23 protein-coding genes are annotated in these 24,377 nt (G+C 67.8%); 7 read left to right on the top strand and 16 right to left on the bottom strand.

Annotation, left to right across the window (positions count from 1 at the left end; all coding sequences use genetic code 11):
- Positions 1-222 precede the first annotated feature (222 nt).
- Complete coding sequence (locus tag ABIC50_RS00470; RefSeq protein WP_011655951.1) at positions 223-942, top strand: FadR/GntR family transcriptional regulator; 720 nt, start codon at positions 223-225, stop codon at positions 940-942.
- Positions 943-1,020: 78 nt separating this feature from the next.
- Here the strand turns inward: ABIC50_RS00470 and gap are convergent, their stop codons facing one another.
- Together gap and tkt are read right to left on the bottom strand one after the other, a co-directional pair.
- Positions 1,021-2,031 (bottom strand): type I glyceraldehyde-3-phosphate dehydrogenase, encoded by a 1,011-nt coding sequence (gene gap, locus ABIC50_RS00465; protein ID WP_175657212.1) that lies wholly within the window; start codon positions 2,029-2,031, stop codon positions 1,021-1,023.
- Positions 2,032-2,119: 88 nt separating this feature from the next.
- On the bottom strand, positions 2,120-4,192 hold the full coding sequence (tkt, locus tag ABIC50_RS00460; protein ID WP_175674875.1) for a transketolase: 2,073 nt from the start codon (positions 4,190-4,192) through the stop codon (positions 2,120-2,122).
- A gap of 216 nt (positions 4,193-4,408) precedes the next feature.
- On the opposite strand from tkt, the gene speE reads away from it, so the two are divergent.
- The 3 genes from speE (at position 4,409) to ABIC50_RS00445 (ending at position 6,661) form a co-directional block, all read left to right on the top strand.
- On the top strand, positions 4,409-5,266 hold the full coding sequence (speE, locus tag ABIC50_RS00455; protein WP_011655948.1) for a polyamine aminopropyltransferase: 858 nt from the start codon (positions 4,409-4,411) through the stop codon (positions 5,264-5,266).
- A 193-nt stretch (positions 5,267-5,459) separates the two neighbouring features.
- Positions 5,460-5,876: a VOC family protein gene (locus tag ABIC50_RS00450; RefSeq protein ID WP_105834711.1), complete on the top strand. Its 417-nt coding sequence runs from the start codon at positions 5,460-5,462 to the stop codon at positions 5,874-5,876.
- A gap of 17 nt (positions 5,877-5,893) precedes the next feature.
- A complete protein-coding gene (locus tag ABIC50_RS00445) occupies positions 5,894-6,661 on the top strand; it encodes a 16S rRNA (uracil(1498)-N(3))-methyltransferase (RefSeq protein WP_165750860.1) in 768 nt (255 codons plus the stop codon).
- 96 nt (positions 6,662-6,757) lie between these two features.
- Here ABIC50_RS00445 and ABIC50_RS00440 read toward each other — a convergent pair whose 3' ends face one another.
- The 3 genes from ABIC50_RS00440 to ABIC50_RS00430 form a co-directional block, all read right to left on the bottom strand.
- Positions 6,758-7,321 (bottom strand): barstar family protein, encoded by a 564-nt coding sequence (locus ABIC50_RS00440; protein WP_006753300.1) that lies wholly within the window; start codon positions 7,319-7,321, stop codon positions 6,758-6,760.
- A 16-nt stretch (positions 7,322-7,337) separates the two neighbouring features.
- Positions 7,338-7,769 (bottom strand): ribonuclease, encoded by a 432-nt coding sequence (locus ABIC50_RS00435; RefSeq protein ID WP_006760307.1) that lies wholly within the window; start codon positions 7,767-7,769, stop codon positions 7,338-7,340.
- Positions 7,770-8,146: 377 nt separating this feature from the next.
- Positions 8,147-10,489, bottom strand: a complete 2,343-nt coding sequence (locus ABIC50_RS00430; RefSeq protein WP_279607089.1) for an NADP-dependent malic enzyme — start codon at positions 10,487-10,489, stop codon at positions 8,147-8,149.
- 100 nt (positions 10,490-10,589) lie between these two features.
- Between ABIC50_RS00430 and thiL the strand changes: the two genes are divergently transcribed.
- The 3 genes from thiL to ABIC50_RS00415 are packed head-to-tail and all read left to right on the top strand — an operon-like array spanning position 10,590 to position 12,692.
- Positions 10,590-11,624 (top strand): thiamine-phosphate kinase, encoded by a 1,035-nt coding sequence (thiL, locus tag ABIC50_RS00425; RefSeq protein WP_354161013.1) that lies wholly within the window; start codon positions 10,590-10,592, stop codon positions 11,622-11,624.
- The gene (locus tag ABIC50_RS00420) at positions 11,614-12,159 is read left to right on the top strand and encodes a phosphatidylglycerophosphatase A family protein (protein WP_011655942.1); all 546 of its coding nucleotides are present in this window, start codon (positions 11,614-11,616) and stop codon (positions 12,157-12,159) included. Before thiL ends, ABIC50_RS00420 begins: the two co-directional genes overlap by 11 nt.
- A gap of 32 nt (positions 12,160-12,191) precedes the next feature.
- On the top strand, positions 12,192-12,692 hold the full coding sequence (locus ABIC50_RS00415; protein ID WP_012363065.1) for a CinA family protein: 501 nt from the start codon (positions 12,192-12,194) through the stop codon (positions 12,690-12,692).
- A 63-nt stretch (positions 12,693-12,755) separates the two neighbouring features.
- On the opposite strand, the gene ABIC50_RS00410 is transcribed toward ABIC50_RS00415, so the two are convergent.
- The 11 genes from ABIC50_RS00410 to ABIC50_RS00360 form a co-directional block, all read right to left on the bottom strand.
- A complete protein-coding gene (locus ABIC50_RS00410; RefSeq protein WP_126227140.1) occupies positions 12,756-13,814 on the bottom strand; it encodes an HAD family hydrolase in 1,059 nt (352 codons plus the stop codon).
- Positions 13,815-14,034: 220 nt separating this feature from the next.
- The gene (gene pyrF / locus ABIC50_RS00405; protein WP_011655939.1) at positions 14,035-14,862 is read right to left on the bottom strand and encodes an orotidine-5'-phosphate decarboxylase; all 828 of its coding nucleotides are present in this window, start codon (positions 14,860-14,862) and stop codon (positions 14,035-14,037) included.
- A 39-nt stretch (positions 14,863-14,901) separates the two neighbouring features.
- Positions 14,902-15,963, bottom strand: a complete 1,062-nt coding sequence (locus ABIC50_RS00400; RefSeq protein ID WP_175713729.1) for an aldose 1-epimerase — start codon at positions 15,961-15,963, stop codon at positions 14,902-14,904.
- 80 nt (positions 15,964-16,043) lie between these two features.
- Positions 16,044-16,859: an SDR family NAD(P)-dependent oxidoreductase gene (locus tag ABIC50_RS00395; protein WP_354161010.1), complete on the bottom strand. Its 816-nt coding sequence runs from the start codon at positions 16,857-16,859 to the stop codon at positions 16,044-16,046.
- 23 nt (positions 16,860-16,882) lie between these two features.
- Positions 16,883-17,899: an L-arabinose ABC transporter permease AraH gene (araH, locus tag ABIC50_RS00390; RefSeq protein ID WP_012363061.1), complete on the bottom strand. Its 1,017-nt coding sequence runs from the start codon at positions 17,897-17,899 to the stop codon at positions 16,883-16,885.
- Between the two features lie 90 nt (positions 17,900-17,989).
- Positions 17,990-19,501 carry an L-arabinose ABC transporter ATP-binding protein AraG gene (araG, locus tag ABIC50_RS00385; RefSeq protein ID WP_041491316.1) on the bottom strand — a complete coding sequence of 504 codons (1,512 nt, stop codon included), beginning with the start codon at positions 19,499-19,501 and terminating at the stop codon, positions 17,990-17,992.
- Positions 19,502-19,569: 68 nt separating this feature from the next.
- Positions 19,570-20,565 (bottom strand): arabinose ABC transporter substrate-binding protein, encoded by a 996-nt coding sequence (locus ABIC50_RS00380; protein ID WP_006755510.1) that lies wholly within the window; start codon positions 20,563-20,565, stop codon positions 19,570-19,572.
- 102 nt (positions 20,566-20,667) lie between these two features.
- Positions 20,668-21,447, bottom strand: a complete 780-nt coding sequence (locus tag ABIC50_RS00375) for an SDR family oxidoreductase (RefSeq protein ID WP_041491315.1) — start codon at positions 21,445-21,447, stop codon at positions 20,668-20,670.
- The gene (locus ABIC50_RS00370) at positions 21,447-22,124 is read right to left on the bottom strand and encodes a 2-dehydro-3-deoxy-6-phosphogalactonate aldolase (RefSeq protein WP_175661529.1); all 678 of its coding nucleotides are present in this window, start codon (positions 22,122-22,124) and stop codon (positions 21,447-21,449) included. The genes ABIC50_RS00375 and ABIC50_RS00370 overlap by 1 nt, the downstream gene beginning before the upstream one ends.
- A gap of 22 nt (positions 22,125-22,146) precedes the next feature.
- Positions 22,147-23,172, bottom strand: coding sequence for a 2-dehydro-3-deoxygalactonokinase (locus ABIC50_RS00365; protein WP_175704590.1), 1,026 nt, complete (start codon positions 23,170-23,172; stop codon positions 22,147-22,149).
- Positions 23,169-24,068: an IclR family transcriptional regulator gene (locus ABIC50_RS00360; protein ID WP_011655931.1), complete on the bottom strand. Its 900-nt coding sequence runs from the start codon at positions 24,066-24,068 to the stop codon at positions 23,169-23,171. The genes ABIC50_RS00365 and ABIC50_RS00360 overlap by 4 nt, the downstream gene beginning before the upstream one ends.
- Positions 24,069-24,377: the final 309 nt, after the last annotated feature.

Below are 24,377 nucleotides of genomic sequence, written 5' to 3'. Positions count from 1 at the left end.
GCAGTTTCGTCTGTTCATACTGGTAAGACCAGTGATGTTATGGTGGATAGTAGGAAGCCGATATAGTGGCGTCAAGGACGATCAAAATAGGGATTTCCCGCCCCCGTCGCCCCGAATTTCCGGCGCACCAAACAGGGGCTGGTCGTGGCTTACCCGTAGGGCGCCGATGCACCGCACGCGTGCGGATTACAATGCCGGTCAGACCGGCCAAACGCTCACATCATGAAAAACGTTCCGCACACCGTGACCGACGCCGCCATCGCGACGATCCGCGACCGGATCGAGGCAGGCGTCTATCCGGTCGGCAGCCTGCTGCCGGCCCAGCGCCAGCTCTCCGAAGAGCTGGAGATCAGCCGTGCGTCGCTGCGCGAGGCGCTCTCCACGCTCGAGGCGCTCGGGATGCTGCGCATCCGCGCCGGCAAGGGCGTCTATGTCGAAAGCGCGCAGGCGAGCGCTGCCCATCCGTGGCAGTTCGCCGAGCAGTCGTCGCCGCCCGACACGTACCAGATGCGCTATGCGCTCGAAGGGTTCGCCGCGCGCATGGCCGCGCACGTCGTCAGCGACGACGACATCGCGTGGTTCGAGGACAACCTCGCCGACCTCCACGTCGCGCTCACCGACAGCGAGCTGGACGAAGCGTCGCGGCTCGACTTCGACTTCCACATGCGGATCATCCATCTCGCCGGCAACGCGGCGATCGAGTCGGTGCTGCGCAGCAGCGCGGACATCATGAAGGAAAGCCAGCGCATGCCGTTCTACCGGCGCGAGCTGCTGCTGTCGACGTGGCACGAGCACCGCGCGATCCTCGACGCGCTGATCGCCCGCGATGCGGCCGCGGCCGGCCTCGCGATCGAGACGCACATCGCGAATGCCGCGCAGCGCGCGGGCATCTTTTTCCCGACGCCGTCCGCCGGCACCGTCGCGGCCCTTCCCGTGAAATAAAAAAAGCCCGGCCGGGAAAACCGGGCCGGGCTCGTTCGCCGCGCAGGCCGCCTGACGGCGGCCACGCAACGTGCGGGATTACTTCGCGTTCGCGAATGCGACTGCCGTATCCAGCATGCGGTTCGAGAAACCCCACTCGTTGTCGTACCAGCTCGACACCTTGACGAGGCGGCCCGACACCTTGGTCAGCGTCGCGTCGAACGTCGACGAAGCCGGGTTGTGGTTGAAGTCGATCGAGACCAGCGGCGCGTCGTTGTAACCGAGGATACCCTTCAGCGAGCCTTCCGATGCTTCCTTCATGATCGCGTTGACTTCCTCGACCGTCGTGTCGCGCTTCGCGATGAACGACAGGTCGACGATCGACACGTTGATCGTCGGGACGCGGATCGCGTAGCCGTCGAGCTTGCCGTTCAGTTCCGGCAGCACGAGGCCGACGGCCGATGCAGCACCCGTCTTCGTCGGGATCTGGCTGTGGGTGGCCGAACGCGCGCGACGCAGGTCTTCGTGATAGACGTCCGTCAGCACCTGGTCGTTCGTGTAAGCGTGGATCGTCGTCATCAGGCCGGTTTCGAGGCCGATGCGGTCGTTCAGCGGCTTGACGAGCGGCGCGAGGCAGTTCGTCGTGCACGATGCGTTCGAGATGACGGTGTGCTCGGCCTTCAGCACGTCGTGGTTCACGCCGTAGACGATCGTTGCATCGACGTCCTTGCCGCCCGGCGCCGAGATGATCACCTTCTTCGCGCCGCCCTTCAGGTGCGCGCTCGCCTTTTCCTTCGTCGTGAAGAAGCCCGTGCATTCCATCACGACGTCGACGCCGAGCTCGCCCCACGGCAGTTCTGCCGGATTGCGGTTGGCCAGCACGCGGATCTTGTCGCCGTTCACGACGAGGTAGTCGCCGTCGACCGACACGTCGCCCGGGAACTTGCCGTGCGCGGTGTCGTACTGGGTCAGGTGCGCGTTGGTCTTCGCGTCGCCCAGGTCGTTGATCGCGACGATCTCGAGATCGTGCTTCTTGCCGTTTTCATAAAACGCGCGCAGCGTGTTGCGGCCGATGCGGCCGTAGCCGTTGATTGCGACGCGGATCGTCATGGTCTATCTCCTGATGGCTGAAAAAAATTAGTTACGTGCAGCTTCACGGTGCGACGCGCGCGACGGGTGGCGCGCGTCGCGTATGCTTTCAGGCCAGCACGGCCTTCGCGGTCTCGACGACGTGCTCGACGGTGAAACCGAAGTACTTGAACAGCACGCCGGCCGGTGCCGATTCGCCGAACGTGTCGATCCCGACGACGCCGCCTTCGAGGCCGACGTACTTGTGCCAGAAGCTCGTCACGCCCGCTTCGATCGCGACGCGGCGCACGCCGTGCGGCAGCACGCGTTCGCGGTATTCGGCGTCCTGGCGATCGAACACGTTGGTCGACGGCATCGACACGACGCGGGCCGCGATGCCCTGCTGCGCGAGGGGCTCGACCGCCTTCATCGCGAGTTCGACTTCCGAGCCCGTCGCGATCAGGATGATCTTGCGCGCGACGATCTCTTCGTCCCAGTCCTTCAGCACGTAGCCGCCCTTCTCGATGTTCGCGATCTGCGCATCGGTACGCGGGTTGAACGCGAGGTTCTGACGGCTGAAGATCAGGCTCGACGGACGGTCGGCGGCAACCGCGTGAGTCCATGCGACGGCCGTCTCGACCGTGTCGGCCGGACGCCATACGTCCAGGTTCGGGATCAGGCGCAGGCTCGACACGTGCTCGATCGACTGGTGCGTCGGGCCGTCTTCGCCGAGGCCGATCGAATCGTGCGTAAACACGAAGATCGTCGGGACCTTCATCAGCGCCGCGACGCGCAGCGCGTTGCGGCTGTAGTCGGAGAACGTCAGGAACGTGCCGCCGAACGGCTTGTGGCCGCCGTGCAGCGCGAGGCCGTTGAGCGCGGCGCTCATGCCGAATTCGCGCACGCCGTAGTTGATGTGGTTGCCGAGCAGCACGCCCGCGCCTTCCGGATTCGCGCGCACCGCCTTCGATGCCTTCCAGTTGGTCAGGTTCGAGCCGGTCAGGTCGGCCGAGCCGCCGAGCAGTTCCGGCAGTGCGGCGGCGAGCCCTTCGATGGCCTGCTGCGACGCCTTGCGGGTCGCGACCGTCTCGGCGCGCTCGTTCGCGCCGGCGATGATCGCCGCGGCCTTCTCGGCCCAGTCGGCCGGCAGCTGGTTGGCCATCCGGCGCTCGAATTCAGCGGCTTCTGCGGGGAATTTCTCGCGATATTGCGCGAACGTCGCGTCCCATTCGGTCTCGGCACGCTTGCCGGCTTCCTTCGCGTCCCAGGCCGCATAGACTTCCTGCGGAATCACGAACGGCTCCCACTTCCAGCCGAGCGCTTCGCGCGTCTTCGCGATTTCTTCCGCGCCGAGCGCCGCGCCGTGCACGTCGTGGCCGCCGGCCTTGGTCGCCGCGCCCTTGCCGATCACCGTCTTGCAGCAGATCATCGTCGGCTTGTCCGACAGCTTCGCCTTCGCGATGGCCGCGTCGACCGCGTCGACGTCGTGGCCGTTCACGTTCGGGATCACGTTCCAGCCGTATGCCTCGAAGCGCTTCGGCGTGTCGTCGTGGAACCAGTTCACGACGTCGCCGTCGATCGAGATGCCGTTGTCGTCGTACAGCGCGATCAGCTTGTTCAGCTTCAGCGTGCCCGCGAGCGAGCAGGCTTCGTGCGAGATGCCTTCCATCAGGCAGCCGTCGCCGAGGAACACGTACGTGTGGTGATCGACGATCTTCGCGCCGTCACGGTTGAACTCGTCGGCCATCAGCGCTTCGCCGAGCGCCATGCCGACCGCGTTCGCGAGACCCTGGCCGAGCGGGCCGGTGGTCGTCTCGACGCCCGGCGTAATGCCGTATTCCGGGTGGCCCGGCGTCTTCGAGTGCAGCTGGCGGAAGTTTTTCAGCTCTTCGATCGGCAGGTCGTAGCCGGTCAGGTGCAGCAGCGAGTACAGCAGCATCGAGCCATGGCCGTTCGACAGCACGAACCGGTCGCGGTCTGCCCAGTGCGGGTTCGTCGGGTTGTGCTTCAGGTGGCGCGACCAGAGTGCAACGCCGATTTCGGCCATGCCCATCGGCATGCCCGGGTGGCCGGAGTTCGCTTGCTGGACGGCGTCCATCGCGAGCGCACGGATCGCGTTGGCCATCAGAGTGGTAGAGGCGGGAGACGAAGTCGTCATGTCGAGTCCGGAGAACGAGTCGAGGAAACGGGGGCACGGCGGCATCCGGAAGCTCGAGCGTCAATCGTTCCCGGCGCGCGGTGCGGCGCCTGACGGACGCGAAGCGGACGGAGCCTACGGACGGGGCTGCAAAGCTCGTCATTTTAACAGATGGGCCGACATTTCCCTTGTCGATACGCGGTGTTCCGGCACGCTTTTCCGTACAACCGCGCGCCTCCTATAATTCAGGCGTCGGAACTCCCCGCCACCGGCGGCCCACCCGTGAGCACGACTCTCCTCTTCCATCCCACCCCCGACGCCGCCTACGGCTTCCCCAACGCACGCCGGCTCGCGCACGTCGCGTCGCCACACCAGCGCATCGAAGTCTGGGAAACGCCGCAGCTCGGCCGCCTGTTTACGCTGGATGGCCGGCCGATGACGTCGGTCGGCGACGAATTCGTGTATCACGAGTGCATGACGCACCCGGCCGCACTCGCGCATCCGTGCCCGAAGAAGGCGCTCGTGCTCGGCGGCGGCGACGGCGGCGCCGCGCGCCAGTTGCTCAAGCACGCGTGCATCGAGCGGGTCGTCGTCGCGGAGCTCGACGACGAAGTGGTCGGCATGGCGCGCCGCTATCTCGACGACGTGCACCAGGGCGCACTCGACGACCCGCGCGTCGAGGTCGTGATCGGCGACGCCGCGCATTTCGTCACGTCGACCATCGAGCATTTCGATCTGGTCGTGTTCGACCTCACGCCGCCCGATTCGCCCGCGGCCGGCCTCTATACGCGCGAGTTCTATGCGCAGCTCAAGCGGATCCTCACGCCGCGCGGCGCGATCTCGATGCACCTCGGCTCGCCGGTGTTCCACGCGGCGCGCATCGCGGCGCTGCTCGACGATCTGCGCGCGAGCTTCGCGTTCGTCGATCCGCTGTCCGCGCATGTGCCGCTTTACGGCTCCCAATGGCTGATGGCGATCGCGAGCGATACGCTCGATGCGGCCGCGCTGTTCGCGCACGACGTCGACGAACGCCTCGCCGCACGCCGCGTGCAGGGATTGCGCTACTACGATGCGCGACTTCATGCGGCCCTCTTTGCCCTGCCGTGCGCGCTGCGCGATACACTGGGCGTTCGCCGCTGAGCTGACGGGCGAACGCATCGTTCCGCAGGTTGGTCGCGCGTTTTACCGCGCTGGACCTGCGACGCTCAGGGCCTGCGTCGGTATTCGCGACATGGCGCGGGACCGGGCGCCCGGGCGCCCATACCCGTTGGACCGCAAAGCATGGGACCGGCGTAGCCGCTCAAGCGCCAACACCGTTCGACAGGAGATTTTCATGACCGATCCACGTCCGGCCAACGTGCCTTGGTTGACACCCTATCTGGCCGTGCGCAATGCGCAGGCGGCCATCGAATTCTTCAAAGCCGCATTCGGCTTCGAGCTGCGCGACGTCCACGACGAGGACGGCGCGATCATGCACGTCGAGATGACCTACCGCGGGCAGCTGGTCGTGATGTTCGCGCCCGAAGGCGCGTTCGGCTCGACCGCGCTCACGCCGAAGAGTGCGGACGCAACCGCCCCGCAATCGTTCTATCTGTATGTCGACGACGTCGACACGACCTGGCAGCGCGCGCTCGACGCGGGCGCGAAGTCGCTGACCGCACCGCAGGACCAGTTCTGGGGCGACCGCTTCGCACAGGTCGAGGATCTCAACGGCTACCGGTGGGCGCTCGGTTGCCGCCTGAGCGCATGAACGGAGCCGCGCCCCACATGAGTGAAGCCACCACCACCGCGGCCGTGCCGCGCTTTTTCGTCGAAGCGGCGCTGCGCGCCGATGCGACGCTCACGCTGCCGGCCGAGGTCGCGCGTCACGCGCAGGTGCTGCGGCTGCAGCCGGGCGACACGCTCGCACTGTTCGACGGCAGCGGCGGCCAGTACCGCGCGCGGCTCGTCGAGATCGACAAGCGCAACGCGCTCGCGCAGATCGAGGCGTTCGACCCGGCCGAGGCCGAGCCGCCGTATCGCGTGACGCTCGCGCAGGGCATCGCCGGCGGCGACAAGATGGACTGGGTCATCGAGAAAGCCGTCGAGCTCGGCGTCGCGGCGGTCGTGCCGCTGACGACCGCGCGCGGCGTCGTGAAACTGTCGGGCGAGCGCGCGGACAAGCGCGTCGCGCACTGGCGCGGCGTCGTGCGCGCATCGTGCGAACAGTGCGGACGCAACCGTGTGCCCGACGTCGCGCCGGTACGCGGCTTCGGCGCGTGGCTCGACACGCTGCCGGCCGCGCCAGCCGACGGCGAGTTGCGGCTGCTGCTGTCGCCGCGCGCGAGCATCCCGTTCGCGTCGCTGCCCGACGCGCCGCCCGCGGCTGAAGTCACGCTGCTGATCGGGCCGGAAGGCGGACTGTCGCCGGACGAAGAACACGCGGCCCGCGCGCACGGGTTCACCGCGTTGTCGCTCGGGCCGCGTGTGCTGCGCACCGAGACGGCCGGCGCGGCCGTGCTCGCCGCGCTCGCGGCGCGCTGGGGCGGGTGGTAACGGGCGAGACGTGCCGCCTGCGCGGACGCAAAAAAGCCCGCTCGACGCGGGCTTTTCGGCGGATCGGCCGCAGGTGCGCGGCCGACGGATACACGCTTACGCGAACGAATAGAACACGCGGAACGCGACCTTGCGCTCGGCCCAGAACTCGGCGGCTTCGCGGAACACGTCGAGCAGCGTCTCGCGCCCTTCCTTGTCGAATTTCTGCGCGATCGGCAGCCCTTCGAGGACGATCACGAAACCGGGCTGCGCGCCGGCCTTCGCGACGAGGTCGGTCAGGCAGTCGTACAGCGCGTCGTAGTTCTTCCCGAAATGCTTCGGAAACAGGAACGACGTCGCGATCGTCTCCATCACCTCCTGCTTCGACTGCGCTGCGCCGCAATACGCGTACAGGAAATGCTGGCCGAGCCGGCTGGCTTCGTCGGCGAGATCCTGCACGCGGAACGCGCGGATCGACTGCACGAGGTTGGGTCGCACGGTCGTGAAAAGGCTCATAGGCTCCTCGTTCGATGAAAGCCCGGGCTCGGCTTCCTGTTGCTCCGACGCGCCGCCAGCCTGCGCCACCGCGTGTAGTTGCATCACGCGCTGGAACAGATTGCCGTCGCCGGCCGCGAACAGTTCCGCCCCCGCCGTGTCGTGCGCGTAGATGGAGTCGCTCATGCCATTCATCCCGAAGTCATTCAACAATACGTTTAAAACTGTTGTAGTGGTCGTCCGTGTAATAACAGTTGTCGATCCGGCGCAACGGCCCGCCACAGACGATGCGGCGCGCGCCGCGATTGCGTGCGCGCGGCGTCGGCACCGTGTACTCGTGGTAGTAGCCGCGCTTCGCCTTCGGCAGGATCCGCTCGCGGTTGCCGAAGACGACGCCGTCTTTCTCGTACGGATAGGGGCCACCGGCGCCGATCAGGCCAAGCGTGGTCACGGCCTCGCGCGGCAGACGGGCGGTCGGGATCGTATCGACCCCGCCGACGGCCAGGTCGGCCGAAACGGCCTGCCGTGCGTAAGCGGCGGAAACCAGACTGCCCGTCGGTGTACCGACGATACCCATCGCGAACATCGCGAAGACGGACGCCAGCGCGCCGTTGCGGAGCCACTTGCGTGCCATGAACCAGGGTTCCCGCTGTTAAATCAAGTAGTTGACGACCAACCAAAGGCGTTAGCGTAGCGCTATTGTCCTTGCGAATCAATGTTCGTTTGGGAATCGAAAGCCTGGCGCCGCCCCAAATCGCGCATTTCTTACCGAAATCGAACTACATTTATCTTACATAGGATAAAATACGCGCAGCATCTCTCGCATGGCAAGACCCTGCCTCCTTGCCGCGCTCGCTACCCGGAGTGGAGAGATGCTGCTGTTGCTTATAGGAAGCGCGTTTGCGCCCTACCTGACGGCGTGCCCGTTGCGGGCACGCCTCTTTTTGCTTTTGTTTACAATTTCGCCCGACGCACGGCACCGGTTGACCGGGGCCGCCCGTTCGTCCCGGCTCAGCGTGCGGCGTTCACGTCGGCGACCAGCAGCGCCGCCATGTTGACGATGCGGCGAACGGTCGCCGATTCGGTCAGCACGTGCACCGGCTGGGCCGCGCCCAGCAGGATCGGCCCGATCGCGATGTTGTTGCCGGCGGCCGTCTTCAGCAGGTTGTACGCGATGTTCGCGGCGTCGATGTTCGGCAGGATCAGCAGGTTCGCGTCGCCTTCGAGCGTCGATTCCGGCAGGATTTCCTTGCGCAGCGCCGCGTCGAGCGCCACGTCGCCGTGCATTTCGCCGTCGACCTTCAGCTCCGGCGCGCGTTCCTGCAGGATCGCGAGCGTATCGCGCATCTTCTTCGCCGAAGGGGCGTTGCTCGTGCCGAAATTCGAGTGCGACACCAGCGCGACCTTCGGCTCGATACCGAACCGGCGCACTTCTTCCGCGGCCATGATCGTGATCTCGGCGAGTTCCTCCGGCGTCGGATCGACGTTCACGTGCGTATCGACCAGGAAAATCTGGCGACCCGGCAGCACGAGGCCGTTCATCGCCGCGTACACGCTGCAGCCCGGGCGCTTGCCGATCACCTGGTCGATGAAGTGCAGGTGGCGGTGCGTCGTGCTGATCGTGCCGCAGATCATCCCGTCCGCTTCGCCCTTCTTCACCAGCATCGAGCCGATCAGCGTCGTGCGGCGGCGCATTTCCACGCGGGCCAGCTGCTCGCTGATGCCCTTGCGCGACATCATCTTGTAGTACGTCTGCCAGAAGTCGCGGTAGCGCTCGTCGTGCTCGGTGTTGACGACCGTGAAGTCGGTGCCCGGCGTGAGGCGCAGGCCGTAGCGCTGGATACGGTGCTCGATCACCGACGGGCGGCCGATCAGGATCGGCGTCGCGAGCTTCTCGTCGACGATGATCTGAACGGCGCGCAACACGCGCTCTTCCTCGCCTTCCGCGAACACCACGCGCTTCTTCTCGCCCGGCGCGGCGCGCGCGATCTGGAAGATCGGCTTCATCGTCGTGCCGCTGTGATACACGAACTGCTGCAGATGAACGCGGTACGCCTCCATGTCCTCGATCGGACGCGTCGCGACGCCGCCGTCCATCGCGGCCTGCGCGACGGCCGGCGCGATCTTGACGATCAGGCGCGGATCGAACGGCTTCGGAATCAGGTAGTCGGGCCCGAACGACAGATCCTGAATGCCGTATGCGGTCGCGACGATGTCGCTCTGCTCCTGCTGCGCGAGCTCGGCGATCGCGTTGACGGCCGCGATCTCCATTTCACGCGTGATCGTCGTCGCGCCGACGTCGAGCGCGCCGCGGAAGATGAACGGGAAGCACAGGACGTTGTTGACCTGGTTCGGATAGTCGGTGCGGCCGGTGGCCAGCACGGCGTCCGGGCGCACTTCGAGCGCCAGTTCCGGCAGGATTTCCGGCGTCGGGTTCGCGAGCGCGAGGATCAGCGGGCGCTCGGCCATGCCCTTCACCATCTCCTGCTTCAGCACGCCTGCAGCCGACAGGCCGAGGAAGATGTCCGCGCCTTCGATCACCTCGGCCAGCGTGCGGGCTTCGGTTTCGCGCGCGAAACGCTCCTTGTCCGGATCCATCAGCTCGGTGCGGCCTTTGTAGACCACGCCGGCCAGGTCGGTCACCAGGATGTTCTCGATCGGCAGGCCGATGTCGACCAGCAGGTCCAGACACGCGAGCGCGGCCGCACCGGCGCCCGACGCGACGAGCTTCACCTTCTTGATGTCCTTGCCGACGACCTTCAGGCCGTTCGTGACGGCCGCGGCCACGACGATCGCGGTGCCGTGCTGGTCGTCGTGGAACACCGGGATCTTCATCCGCTTGCGCGCTTCGCGCTCCACGATGAAGCAGTCCGGCGCCTTGATGTCTTCCAGGTTGATCCCGCCGAAGGTCGGCTCCAGCGCGGCGATCACGTCGACCAGCTTGTGCGGGTCGGACTCGTTCAGTTCGATGTCGAACACGTCGATGCCGGCGAACTTCTTGAACAGGACGGCCTTGCCTTCCATCACCGGCTTCGACGCGAGCGGGCCGATGTTGCCGAGCCCGAGCACCGCGGTGCCGTTCGTGACCACGCCGACCAGGTTGCTGCGCGCGGTGAAGCGTGCGGCGTTCAGCGGGTTCTCGACGATCTCCTCGCACGCATACGCGACGCCCGGCGAATACGCGAGCGCGAGGTCGCGCTGGTTGATCATCTGCTTGGTCGGGGCAATCGCGATCTTCCCGGGAGTCGGGAATTCGTGATAATCGAGAGCGGCTTCGCGGAGCTTGGCTTTGGAGGAGGCTTGGGTCGACATGTGTCTCTTGGCGGGCGGATTAGAATAACTGTTCGACGGCATTGTAGCGCCAATCCAAGGCCGCCAGACCGGCGATTCGGGTGCGACAGCCGCGACAAAAATGGTCTGAACGGTGCAGGAACGGCGCCGTTCGCTGCGTACAATGCCGTTCCTTTCACCGCTTCCGGGTCCGTCCGCCGTGCCAGCCGCCTTGTCCGAGTTTTCGCTGATCGATCGCTTCTTCGCGCGCCGCGCGGCCCGCGGCGCACGTGCGTCGACCCTCGGCATCGGTGACGATTGCGCGCTGATCGCGCCGCGATCCGGAAAATTGCTGGCCATTTCGACGGACATGCTGGTCGAAGGCCGCCATTTCTTTGCCGATGTCGCGCCCGACGCGCTCGGCCACAAGACGCTCGCGGTCAACCTGTCGGATCTCGCGGCGATGGGCGCCGAGCCGCGCGCGTTCACGCTCGCGTGCGCGCTGCCGCGCGCCGACGCCGCGTGGCTCGAGGCGTTCAGCAACGGGCTGTTCGCGCTCGCCGAACGGTTCGGCTGCGAGCTGATCGGCGGCGACACGACCAGCGGGCCGCTGAACCTGTGCGTGACCGTGTTCGGTGAAGTCGCGCCGGATGCGGCGCTGCGGCGCGATGCCGCGCGGGACGGCGACGACGTCTGGGTGTCCGGCACGCTCGGCGACGCGCGCGCGGGGCTCGGCCTCGCGCGCGGCGAATGGAGCGCCGGCGCGGCCGAAGCCGCCGCGTTCCGGCAGGCGCTCGAGCGTCCCGAGCCGCGCATCGCGCTCGGGCTGGCACTCGCGGGCGTCGCGCATGCGGCGCTCGACATCTCGGACGGCCTCGCCGGCGACCTTCGGCACATCCTGACCCGCTCGAACGTGCGCGCCGACATCGACGCCGACGCGGTGCCGCGCTCGGCCGCGCTCGCGACGCTGCCGCCCGATGTGCAGCGACGCTGCACGCTGGCCGGCGGCGACGACTACGAACTGTGCTTCACGGCACCGGCCGCGGCCCGCGCGGCGGTCGAGGCGGCGGGTACAAGCAGCGGCGTTCGGGTCACGCGAGTCGGTACAATACACGCGTTGTCCTCGCCGTCGGAGCAGCCCGCGATCGCGTGGCGCGACGCCGCCGGCACGCCCCTGACTCTCACGTTGCACGGTTTCGACCACTTCCATGCAGACTGACCCGACGACCGCACCGAACGCGGCCGCGCCCGGCGCCGCCCGGAACGCGCCGCAGCGCGCCACCGTGCGCTTCATGCTGTCGCACCCTGCGCACATCGTGTCGCTCGGCTTCGGCAGCGGGCTCGCGCCGTTCATGCCCGGCACGTTCGGCTCGCTGTTCGGGTGGCTCACGTTCGTCGTGCTGAACGGCTACCTGACGGTGCCCGAATGGTGGGCGCTGATCGCGGTCGGGTTCGTCGCAGGCACGTGGATCACCGGTTTCACCGCACGCAGGATGGGCACGACCGATCCGGGCGCCGTCGTCTGGGACGAAATCGTCGCGATCTGGCTCGTGATGCTGTTCGTCACGCCCGCGACCTTCATCGGCCAGTTGTGGGCGTTCGTCGTGTTCCGCTTCTTCGACATGCTCAAGCCGCCGCCGATCCGCTATTTCGATCGTCGCGTGAAAGGCGGGCTCGGCATCATGGTCGACGACCTGATCGCCGCGTTCATGACGCTGCTCGTGATCGCCCTGTGGCGCTCCGCCGTCAGCTGACCGCTGTTCCCGACTCCCGTTTCCCGACGCGCATGCCAACCGATTCCGTCGTCCATCAGCTTGCGATCCGCGCAGGCAACAAGCTGCGTGACGAGCACCTGTCGCTCGCCACCGCCGAATCCTGCACGGGCGGCATGATCGCCGCGGCGATCACCGACATCTCCGGCAGCAGCCAGTGGTTCGAGCGCGGCTTCGTCACGTATTCGAACCAGGCCAAGATCGAGATGATCGGCGTGCCGCCCGACCTGATCGACAAACACGGCGCCGTCAGCGAGCCGGTCGCGCGTGCGATGGCCGAAGGCGCGCTGCGCAACAGCCGCGCGCAGGTCGCGCTGTCCGTGACCGGCATCGCCGGCCCGGCAGGCGGCAGCGAGAAAAAGCCGGTCGGCACCGTGTCGTTCGCGTGGAGCAACCGGCTGCATACCGACGTCGAGACGCGCGTGTTCAAGGGCGACCGCGAGCAGATTCGCACGCAGGCCGCCGCGCATGCGCTGCGCGGGCTGCTGAAGCTGCTCGACGAGCGCGAAGGCTGAGCGAAGGCCGAACCCACGCTGATTTGCCGCCGCACCGGCTGCGGCGGCCGGCGCCCTCCCCGCTTACTGGATCGCGTCGGGCTTCACGACGATCCAGTTCTTGTCCGCCGTGACTGGCAGCCCGAGCGCTTTCTGCTTCGCGGCCGATTCGTCCGACCACGCGCGGATCTGCGCCATCTGCTTGTCCTTCTTGTTGACCCAGACGCGCACGCCGCCGCGCGCGACGTCGGTCGCATTCAGCAGCATGTAGCCGTCGGACGTCGGCGTGTCGCCCGCGACGAGCACCGGCTTCTTCCACTGATCGATCCAGCCGACGATCGAGCCGAGCTTGCCTTCGTACCAGGTCATCGGGTTCATCAGGAACGGCGTGATCACGAGGTTGCGGTTCGCGGCCTCGTCGTACTTGCCGGCCTTGATCTGCAGCCGCGACGTCGTCAGCGCGCCCGTCGCCGGATTGCGCAGCAGCGTCGTCACGCCGATCACGTTCTGCGGCTTCACGTTGTAGCCGTATTTCGGATCGGACAGCACGAGCCGCGCGAGCTCCTCGTGCGCGGCGGTCATCACGTAGACCTCGATCCCGTTCTCGCGCAGCGCGTTGTACAGCTCCTGCATGCCGCGGAAGAAGCGCGGCGGATTCGCGGCGCCGTCGACGACCTTGTCGCCCTGCCAGTAGCGGATCGGCACCGGCTTGCCGTCAGCGAGCATCGCGTCGACGTGACGCTTCAGATCCGCGAGCGACAGCCCCGCGAACGCCTGCGCGATCCACGGGTAGCAGACCAGGTCGTCGATCTCGCAAAGCCGGTAGTAGTAGCTCGTCAGCGATTCCTTGTAGTCGGCGGAATCCTTGAACGGGATCAGCTTCAGCGACGGATCGAGCGAGTCGCGCGTGAGCACGCCGCGGTTCTCGAGATACGGCAGCAGCGATTCCTCGAGGTCGTAGCGGTAGGTCGTGTTGTCGGCGTCGAACACCGCGTAGTCGCCGCGATTCGCATGGGCGGCGATCATCGCGTTCAGCGCCTTCGCGCTGTCCGCCGGCCAGTGCGACAGGTCCGCCGCGTGGGCGAACGACATGCACAACGACGCGGCAAGCGCGCTCAGAATACGGCGGGACAGCTTGGGCATGACGTCGCTCCCTTTCGTGACAGTATGGTGACAAATCGATGACGAGGGCCTGATCCCCGGCAGCATCGCGCGATTGCGGCGCGGGCATGCGGTGGGAAAGCGACGGGAAGTTGTTCGCGTGCGCCAATGCGGCAGGCGCGGGAGGCACGCGGGAGGCACGCGCGCGGCCCGCGAATGCGGGCGCGGCGGTGAAAGGCCGCCCGGACGGGCGGCCGGTATGTCAGCGATGCGCGTTGATCGTGTCGCGCGTCTTCTGCGCGGCGAGCGCCGCGGCTTCGGCGAAATCCTCGCCCTTGCTCGCATACAGGATCGCGCGCGACGAGTTGATCATCATCCCGGTGCCGTCGGCCGTGCGGCCCGCGTTGACGGTGGCCTCCACGTCGCCGCCCTGCGCGCCGATGCCGGGAATCAGCAGCGGCATGTCGCCGACGATCCCGCGCACGATCTCGATTTCGTTCGGGAACGTTGCGCCCACCACGAGGCCGAGCTGGCCGTTCTTTGCATTCCACTTGTTCGCCGCGAGATCGGCCACGACCTGGTACAGCGGCCGGCCGTTCGTGTCGAGGAATTGAAGATCCGAGCCACCCGGGTTCGACGTGCGGCACAGCACGATCACGCCCTTGCCTTCATGCTCGAAGTACGGCTCGACCGAGTCGTAGCCCATGTACGGGTTCACGGTGACGGCGTCCGCGCGATAGCGCTCGAACGCCTCGCGCGCGTACTGCTCGGCGGTGCTGCCGATGTCGCCGCGCTTCGCGTCGAGAATCACGGGCAAGCCCGGATGCTGGAGGTGGATGTGCGCGATCAGGCGCTCGAGCTGGTCTTCGGCGCGATGCGCGGCGAAGTACGCGATCTGCGGCTTGAACGCGCTCGCATACGGTGCGGTCGCGTCGACGATCTGCCGGCAGAATTCGAAGATCGCGTCGGGCTGGCCGTCGAACTGCACGGGAAAGCGCGACGGCTCGGGATCGAGGCCGACGCACAGCAGCGAATTCGTGCGCTGCCACGCGGCGCGCAGCGATTCGATGAAAGTAAGCGGGGAAGACATGGCGGATACTCGCGGCAAACCGTTGGTAGACCGCGTATTTTACCCGCGTCGCCGGCGCCCTTCGCGTGCGGCCGCATCGACGCGTGTATCGGCCCGCTCGACGGTGAACGCGAAACGCCGCGTGAGCCGCTCGCCCGGCGCGAGCAGCGTCATGCCGTGCGCGGCGGCACCGCCGGGCAAATTCACCGCGTTGATCGGATGATCGACGGGTTCGAAGCAGAAGAAATCCTCGCCGGGCGGCGTATACAGCACGTACGCATCGGCATCGGCCGCCACCGTCAGCGACAGCCCGCGGCGCGGCCAGCTCACCGCCGCGTGGCCGCCCCAGCCGGTGAACGCATGATTGACGAGCGTCGCCGGCAACGGATACGCGACGCCGAACTGCCAGGCCGGCGGCACGCTCACGTGCCGCACCGGCAGGAAATCGGCGCCCGACAGCCACAGCCCGCCCGCGGCCGCGGCAAGCTCGGTCACGTCGTCGCGCACCAGGAACGGATGAACGCCGAGACCGAACGGCAGCCGCGCGCGCCCCGCATTCTCGATCGTCAGTGCGATCGACAGCGTCGTGTCGTCGAGCGCGAACGACTGGATCGCGCGAAACGCATACGGCGCGCCGCTCGCGCGATCGAGCGACAGCTGCAGCGTCGTGTCGGTCGCGTCGTCCACCTGCCACGGCGCGAGCCAGCCATCGCCGTGAATCGGCAGCGGCTCGTCGCGACGATTACGCGGCACCGCGACGCTGCGCCCGTCGCATTCGAAGCGGCCGTTGCCGATCCGGTTCGAATACGGCAGCAGCGGATAGCACGCGAGTTCATTCGGATCCGTGGCCGTTTCCGGATGCTCGCAGCGGCGGAACACCGGCACCAGCGCGCCATGGTCGCCGCGCCAGTCGAAGCGCGCGATGCCGCCGCCGAGGTGCGGCAGCACGTCGAGCCGCAGCGCCGCGTTCGACAGCGTGACGGCCGCCGCATGCGCGGCGCCGACGCCCTGCGCGAACGCGGCGGTCTGCGGGCCGGCGCTGACCGGCTGCGCGGCGGCAGCCAGGCGCGCGCGGCGCGACTGGCTCGTGGACGACAAGGTGCGCGAGGACGTGGCGGTCATGGTGAACTCCTTTCCTTCGTCGATGAAACGATACGGGTCGTCGCACGGTGCCGAGCGAACCCCGGCACCCATACCTACAATCAGGCCCAGCCGCCGTCGACCACCACGTCCTGCGCGGTGATCATCCGGCTGTCGTCGGCCGCGAGAAACAGCGCCATGCGCGCGAGATCATCAGGCAGCAGCTCGGCGTCGATGCACTGGCCCGCCTTGATCGCCGCACGGCCCGCGTCGTCGAGCCAGAGCCTGCGCTGCTTGTCGGTCATCACCCAGCCGGGCACCAGCGAATTCACGCGGATCCCGAACGGGCCGAGATCGCGCGCGAGCCCGCGCGTGAGCCCCTGCACGGCCGCCTTCGCCATCACGTACACGGGATAGCCGCCGTTCTTCAGCATCCAGCTGATCGAGCCGAGATTGATGATCGCGCCGCCGCCGCGCTGCTTCATGTCGTCGATCACCGCCTGCGCGGCGAAGAACTGGTGGCGCAGGTTCACCGCGATGCCTGCGTCGAACGACGCCGGTGTCACGTCGGCGATCGCGTGGCGCGTGTCGTTCGCCGCGTTGTTCACGAGCACCGCGATCGCGCCGATCCGCGCGCGGATCGCGTCGATCGCATGGTGCAGCGCATCGATGTCGGTGAGGTCGCACGGCAGGAACAGCGGCGCGTGGCGTACCTCCGGCATCTGCGCGAGGCTTTCCGCGAGCGCCTGGCCCGCCTGCGCGTCGAGATCGACGAACGCGACGCGTGCGCCCTGCCGCGCGAAGTGCTCGACGAACGCCGCGCCGATCCCGGTCGCACCGCCCGTGATCAGCACCGCGCGATCCGCCAGGCTCGGGTAGCGCGCATAGCGCGCGTCGCTCGCGGCGCGCGGATCCTGCGCGGAAGTTTCGATGGTCATGCGAATCGTCTCCGTGGAATCGGTCAGTCGCGTACGCCGCGGTTCTTCAACTGGTCGAGCAGCACGGCCGCGAGCAGGATCGCGCCGCGCACCAGGTACTGGTAGAACGCGTCGATGTTCATCAGGTTCATCACGTTCTCGACGGTGCCCATGATCAGCACGCCGATCACGACGCCCGAGATCGTCGCGCGGCCGCCCATCAGCGATACGCCGCCGAGCACGCAGGCGGAGATCACGTTCAGCTCGAAGCCCTGCGCGGCGTTCGGCTGGCCCGACGTGATGCGCGACGCGAGGATCACGCCGGCGAGCGCCGTCACCGCGCCCTGGATCAGGAAGATGTAGACGCGCGTGCGCTCGACGTTGATCCCCGCGAGGCGCGACGCCTCCGGGTTGCCGCCGATCGCGAGCGTATTGCGGCCGTAGACGGTCTGGTTCAGCAGCACGCCGAACACGATGAAGCACAGCAGCGTGACCCAGATCGGCAGCGATACGCCGAACAGCGACAGCCCGCCGAGCGCGATGAACGTGTCCGACGACACGCCGACCGCCTGCCCCTTCGACACGATGAAGCCGAGCCCGCGCACGATTTCCATCGTCGCGAGCGTCGTGATCAGCGCGTTGATGCGCAGGTATGCGATCACCGCGCCGTTCACGAACCCGATCGCCGCACCCGCCGCGACCGCCGCGATGATCGCGACGAACGTGTTGTCGGTCGCGTTCAGCACCATCGCGCACAGCACGCCGGAGAACGCGACGGTCGAGCCGATCGACAGGTCGAAGTCGCGCGAGGCCAGACAGAACATCATCGTGCACGCGACCATCCCGATCTGCGAGATCGACAGCGCGAGGCCGAGCATGTTGTCGATCGAGAAGAAGTGATCGACCGTCAGCGACATCGTCAGGAACATCACCGCGAAGATCGCGATCAGGCTGTATTCGGTGAGGTGCTGCCACCACTTCTGGCGGTCGCTCTGCTGTGGAACCAGCGCGTCGGCCGACGGCTTCACGGCTGCGCTGGCGAGGTTTTCCCGGACTTGCATGGTTGTGTCTCCTGCTCCTGCATCGCGCGGCCCGCGCCGCGCGTGATCGATTCGAATATCCTGCATCGCCAGCGGCGACCTGACACCGCGTCAGGCCGCCTCGGCGACGCTCGTCTGCGGCAGCGCGAGGCTGAGCACCGCGTGCTCGTTCGCCTGCGCGCGCGCCAGCTCGCCCGCGATGCGGCCTTCGCGCATCACGACGATGCGGTCGGACACGCCGAGCACTTCCGGCAGTTCCGACGACACCATCACGATCGCGCAGCCGCGCTCCGCGAGCCGGTAGATCACGTCGTAGATCTCGTGCTTCGCGCCGACGTCGATCCCGCGCGTCGGCTCGTCGAGGATCACGACCTTCAGGTCGGGCTCCGCGAGCCAGCGCGACAGGATCGCCTTCTGCTGGTTGCCGCCCGACAGGAAGCGGATCTTCTGCCGGCGGTTCGGCGTCTTGATCTTCAGCCGCTGGATGAAGCGGTCGGCCGTCTCGATTTCGGTCTTGCGGTCGATGAAGAGCCCGGCGCGCAGCGAATGCCGGCGGCAGCTGATGTTGATGTTCTCCGCGACCGACGCCATCGCGATGATCCCTTCTTCCTTGCGGTCCTCCGGACACAGCACGATGCCGTGGCGGATCGCGTCGCCGGTGCGTTTCACGTCGATGCGCTTGCCGTCGAGCGTCAGCTCGCCCGCGCGCCGGCGGTCCGCGCCGTACACGAGCCGCATCAGTTCGCTGCGCCCCGCGCCGACCAGCCCGAAGAACCCGACGATCTCGCCCGCGCGCACCGAGAAGCTCGCCGGTTCGCGCAGCGCCGGGCCGTCGACGCCTTCGGCCGAAAACCGCACGTCGCCGAGCGCGCGCGGCGCGTAATGGTAGATGTCCGAAATCTCGCGCCCGACCATCTCGGCGACGAGCTGCTCGCGCGGCACGTCGGCGAGCGATTCGTGCGACGCGATCTTGCGCCCGTCGCGGAAGATCGTGCACGCATCGCACAGCCGGTAGATCTCGTCCATCCGGTGCGAGATGTAGATCAGCGCGCGACCCTGCGCACGCAGGTCGTCGACGAGCTTGAACAGCACCTCGGTCTCGCGATGCGACAGCGAGCTCGTCGGCTCGTCGAGCGCGATCACGCGCGCGTTGCGCATCAGCGCCTTGCAGATCTCGACCATCTGCCGCTGCGCGATCGACAGCCGCCCGAGCTTCGCGTCGGGATCGAGATCGACGCCCATCGCGGTGAGCCGCTCGCGCACATGGCGCTTCGCCTCGCCCTTCTTCACCCAGCCGAGCGCGTTCGGCAGGCGGCCGAGCAACAGGTTCTCCGCGACCGTCAGGTCGGGCACGTACTGCAGTTCCTGGTGAATCACTGCAATGCCGGCCGCGATCGACGCGGCCGCACTCGAGAAATGCACGGGCTGGCCGTCGACCAGCACGCTGCCCGCATCGGGCTGGTATTCGCCGCCGAGAATCTTCAGCAGCGTCGACTTGCCCGCGCCGTTCTCGCCCATCAGGCCATGCACCTCGCCCGCATGCACGTCGAACGAGATGCCGTCGAGTGCGCGCACGCCGGGAAATACCTTGCCGATATTGTCAAAACGCAGTGCCGCTGACACGTCGTCTCCCCACTTTGCAGATCCATCGATCGCCGGCTGCCGCATCGCCGCGGCAGCCGGCAAGCCGCTTACTTCGATGCGAGCCCCATCTCGTCGCGCACCTTCGACACGTTGTCGCGCGTCGCGAGCATGCCCGTCGTCAGCGTCAGCGCCGGCGGTGCCTTGCCCTGCGTGATCCACGCGTACATCAGGTCCGAGGTTTCCTCGCCGTGGCGCTTCGGGCTGATGATCACGGTGCCGTAGAAGCCCGTCGGCTGCGGCTTCTTGAATTCGCTGAGCGCCGAATCGGAACCGCCGATGCCGATGCCGATCATGTTGTCCGCCTTGAAGCCGCGCCCTTCGGCCGCTCGCACCGCGCCGAGCACGGCTTCGTCGTTCAGGCCGTAGGCGACCCAGTGCTTGAATTGCGGGTTCTTGGTGAGCGCGATGTTCGCCGCGTTGAACGCGTTCTCGGTGTCGGTCTTCGCCTGCGGCGCCGCGATCACGTTCGCCTTCGGGAAGCCGGCCGCCACCAGCGCGTCGGTCGCGCCGCTCGTGCGGTCGTGCGCGGTCGGCAGCTGCTCGTACGTGATGTCGATCGCGCCGACTTCCTTCATGTTCCAGCCGCGCTTCTTGATCTCGGCCGCGATGCCGTCGCCGACCTGCTTGCCGATGTTGTACGCGGAAATGCCCATGTGCGGCACCGACTCGATCGGCTTGCCCGCGCCGTCGACGAGGCGGTCGTCGACCGTCATCATCTTCAGGTTGTGCGACTTCGCCTTCGCGACGATGCCCGGCCCGAGCTTCACGTCGGGCGTGCAGATGATGAAGCCCTGCACCTTCTGCGCGGACAGGTTGTCGATCGCGCTCATCACCTTCTCGCCCGACGGCGCGCCGATCTTCACGAGCGTGAAGCCCTTGTCCTTCGCGGCCATCTCGGCGAATTTCCATTCGTCCTGGAACCACGGCTCTTCCGGCTGCTTCACCAGAAAGCCGATCTTGACCGGATCGGCCGCGTGCGCGACCGGACTGCCCATCACCACCGCCGCCGCGGCGGCCAGCGTTACGAACGTTCTGCGTTTCATCTCCAGTGTCTCCTTGTCTTCATCGAACGGGATGCAGCCGCTTGTTGGTTTCGACGCAGCGTGCGCGCGGCCGTCGCACGTGCGGTCTTTCGAATCGTTGCGTCAATCGTGGTACAGCGCCGCGCGTCCACCATCGACGGTGATGCACGCGGCATTGATGAACGGCGCCTCGTCGGACGCGAGGAACACGGCCGTCATCGCGACTTCCTCCGGTTTGCCGATCCGCTTCATCGGCTGCAGCGCGAGCGTCTCGGCGCGCGCGGCGGCCGGGTCGGCCTGCGCATCCCACCAGTCGCGCGTGAGCTGCGTCTCGATGTAGCCGGGCGCGATCGCGTTCATCCGCACGTTGCGCGCCGCGTATTCGATGCCGAGCGCGCGCGTGAGGCCCAGCACGCCGTGTTTCGCGACCGGGTACGGAAAGCAGCCGGGGATGATCCGGAACGCATGCGTCGACGCGATGTTCACGATGCTGCCGCGACCGCGTTCGACCATCCCGGGCAGCGCCGCGCGGCAGCCGTGCCACACGCCGTCGAGATCGACCGCGAAGCAGCGGCGCCAGTCGTCGTCCGTCATCGTCAGCGGATCGGCGAACACGTTGATGCCCGCGTTGTTCACCAGCACGTCGAGCGGGCCGAGCGCCGCTTCGGTCTGCGCGAACGCGTCGCGCACCGAGTCCTGCCGCGCGACGTCCGCATGCAGCGCGAGCACGCGCGCGCCGTCGATGCCGGCGGCGATCGCGGCCGCCGTGCGCTGCGCCTGCGGGAAGTCGAGGTCGACGAGCGCGACGGCCGCGCCCTCGCGCGCGAACGCCTGCGCGATCGCGGCGCCGATCCCGCGGCCCGCGCCCGTCACCACCGCGACCTTGCCCGCGAGCCGTCCCATCATGCGGCTCCGCCCAGCGCCGCGCGCAGGCCGGCCTGGAACGCGCGTGCATTCGCGAGGGTCGCGTCCGCCGACTGGCCGGGCCGGTACAGCGCCGAGCCGAGGCCGAAGCCGTTGGCACCGGCCGCGAGGAACGGCTGCATGTTGTCCGGCGTGATCCCGCCGACCGGAAGCAGCGGCACCGCGCGGTCGATCACCGCGCGCCACGCCTTGACGACGGACACGCCGAGCTGCTCGGCCGGGAACATCTTCAGCACGTCGGCGCCGTTCGCGAGCGCGGCGAACGCCTCGGTCGGCGTCGCGACGCCCGGTGCGCTCGCGAGCCCACGCTCGCGCGCGCGGCGGATCACGGCGGCGTCGCTGTGCGGCATCACGATCAGCGTGCCGCCGGCGTCCTGCACGCGGTCGACGAATTCGGCGCGCAGCACGGTGCCCGCGCCGACGATCATGTCGTCCGGCAACGCGCGGCGCAGCGCCGCGATGCTGTCGAACGGATCGGGCGAGTTCAGCGGCACCTCGACGATCCGCACGCCGGCTTCGTGCAGCGCAAGGCCGTGGTCGGCCGCTTCGGCGGGCGTGATGCCGCGCATGATCGCGATCAGCGGGCATGCGTCGAACGCCCGCATCAACGCGGGATGCGGCGTGTACGGCGCGGGCAAGGTCAGTTCGGACGACATCGATGGTTCCTCTTCAATCGGTTCATTGATCGGCGCAGACGGGCTCGCCGTCCGCGCGCACGAGTCCGGCACGCGATGCGATCCACCACAGGCCGCGCTCGGTCGCCTGCGCGACGACGCGCGCATGCAGGCAGCCGAACACGCGCAGCGCATCGACATAGCGCGCGCACAATCCGTCGTCGCCGATCAGCAGCAGCGGCTGGTTCGCGAGCGCGACGCCGCGCTCCGCGAGCATCGCGTCGAGCGCGCCGAGTTCGTGGCCGATCAGCAGGCCGGACAGGTAGTCGCCCTGTGCATCGGGCGCGAGCCGGTCGGTCAGGCCGAGCGTGCGTGTGCTGAAGATCGTCGCGAGCAGCCCCGCGCGCTGCGCGCCGCGGGCGACCGCGACGCCGCGCGCGAATGCCGCACGGTCGGGCGTCGGGCTCGCGCGCATCGTGCGGCCGAGGATCGTGTGGTCGCGCAGCGCCGCGAACAGCTCGCCCGTCATGAAGGTCTGGAAGCGCTCGATGAGCCCGTCCTTCACCCACGCCCACTTCGCATGCGTGCCCGGCAAGCCGATCAGTAGCCCTGAACGATCGGCATCAAGCAGAGAATCGTTAGCGAGTGCGCCGAATATCTGCGTTTCTTCGCCGCGCATCACGTCAGGCAATTCGCCCGTCGCGATCACGCCCGGCACGATCGACACCGCCGTGCCGCGCGCCGTCGTCACCGTGACGAGGCCCGCGACGAGCGCATCGGCGCCGGCCGGCACCGCCACATACGGCGCCTCGCGCCAGCCCTGCGCGCTGCCGACCATCCCGGCGGCCAGCACCGGCACGCCGGGCGCGCGGTCGAGCCAGTCGCCGCACGCTTCCTCGAACACGACGTCGAACGCACGCGCGCCGCCGGCCGGCACGTGCATCACGCCCGCCGCGCGGCTACGCGTGTCGAGCAGCGCGCCGTGCGCATCGAACAGATACGCGCGCAGCGACGTCGTGCCCCAGTCGAGCGCAATCAACGACGGGGCGGCGGAGTTGGCGTCCGGAGCGGTCCGGGTCGGATGGGTCATCGTTTGATCCTGCGGGTACCTTGCGGCGGGCTCCAGCCCAGTTCAGCGGAAATGGCTCGCGCTTCACGCTGCACGAGCGGAATCAGTTCATCCATCCGATCGTGCGGCATGTACGGAATCGTGCTCGCGACCGACACGGCCGCGACCACCGCGCCCGACGCGTCGCGGATCGGCGCGGCCACGCAGCGGATCGACGCCTCGTTTTCCTCGAGGTCGAACGTGTAGCCGCCGGCCGCGTAGTGCGCCATGCGCTGCAGGAACGCGCTCGTCTCGGGCCGGTTGTCCGGCTTGAAATTGACGCCGGCCAGCGCGCGGCGCGCCGCTTCGAACAGCGAGCGCCACACGTCCGGATCGAGGTCGAGCATCATCGCCTTGCCGATGCCGGTCGATGCGAGCGGCATCCGGTGGCCGACGCGCGAACGCATCTCGAGGCCGCGCGTGCCGGGAATCTTGTCGATGTACAGCACGTCGTCGCCGTCGCGCACGCCGAGGTGAATCGTGTCGAGCGTCGCTTCCGCGAGCGCTTCGAGGTGCGGCCGCGCGACCGCCGTGAGCGGCATCTGCTCGAGCGCGATCGTGCCGAGCTCGATCAGCTTCGGGCCGAGCAGGTAACCGCCCTGCACCTGTCGCAGGTAGCGCGCCTGCACGAGGCTGCTGACGAGACGGTGCGTCGTGCTGCGCGTCGTGCCGAGCGCGGCGCCGATCGCACGCATGTCGCGCGCGCCGTTCGCGATCGCTTCGAGGATCGCGAGGCCGCGCAACAGCGTCTGCGTGCCGGCCTGCTGCGCGGCGAGATCGAGCGGCGTGCTGGTCGCGCCGATGCTGTCGGTCAGCGGCGCATCGTCCGGCGTCGCACGCCGGGCGTCGAGAGCAAGGGATTCGGGCATCTTGGTCATGGAACGGGCTTTCAACGGAATCGGTGAAGCGGCGGTCGCGAAGCCGGAACGAGGTCGGGCGTCGCGGCAACGCGGCGGTCGATGCACCGAGGAAAGCGCCCGGCGAACTTCATGGAATGTGTCTCCGTGTGCGTCGGGCGCCGCGCGATGCGTGGGTCCGAAGCTGTCGATGTGCTTCGGATTGTAGGAGCGCACGCACTCGTCTCCAATATTTGAATGCGTTGTCCAGATAATGAGAAAGGCCGGCGGTGGCAACGAAATGGCCGCGCCACGTGCACGGGGGCGGAACCCGACGCGTCGCGGGTTCCG

Origin of the sequence: Burkholderia sp. 567 (genome assembly GCF_040545115.1) — a bacterium.
GTDB classification, from domain to species: domain Bacteria; phylum Pseudomonadota; class Gammaproteobacteria; order Burkholderiales; family Burkholderiaceae; genus Burkholderia; species Burkholderia ambifaria.
This window is presented reverse-complemented; position numbering and strand designations above follow the sequence as displayed.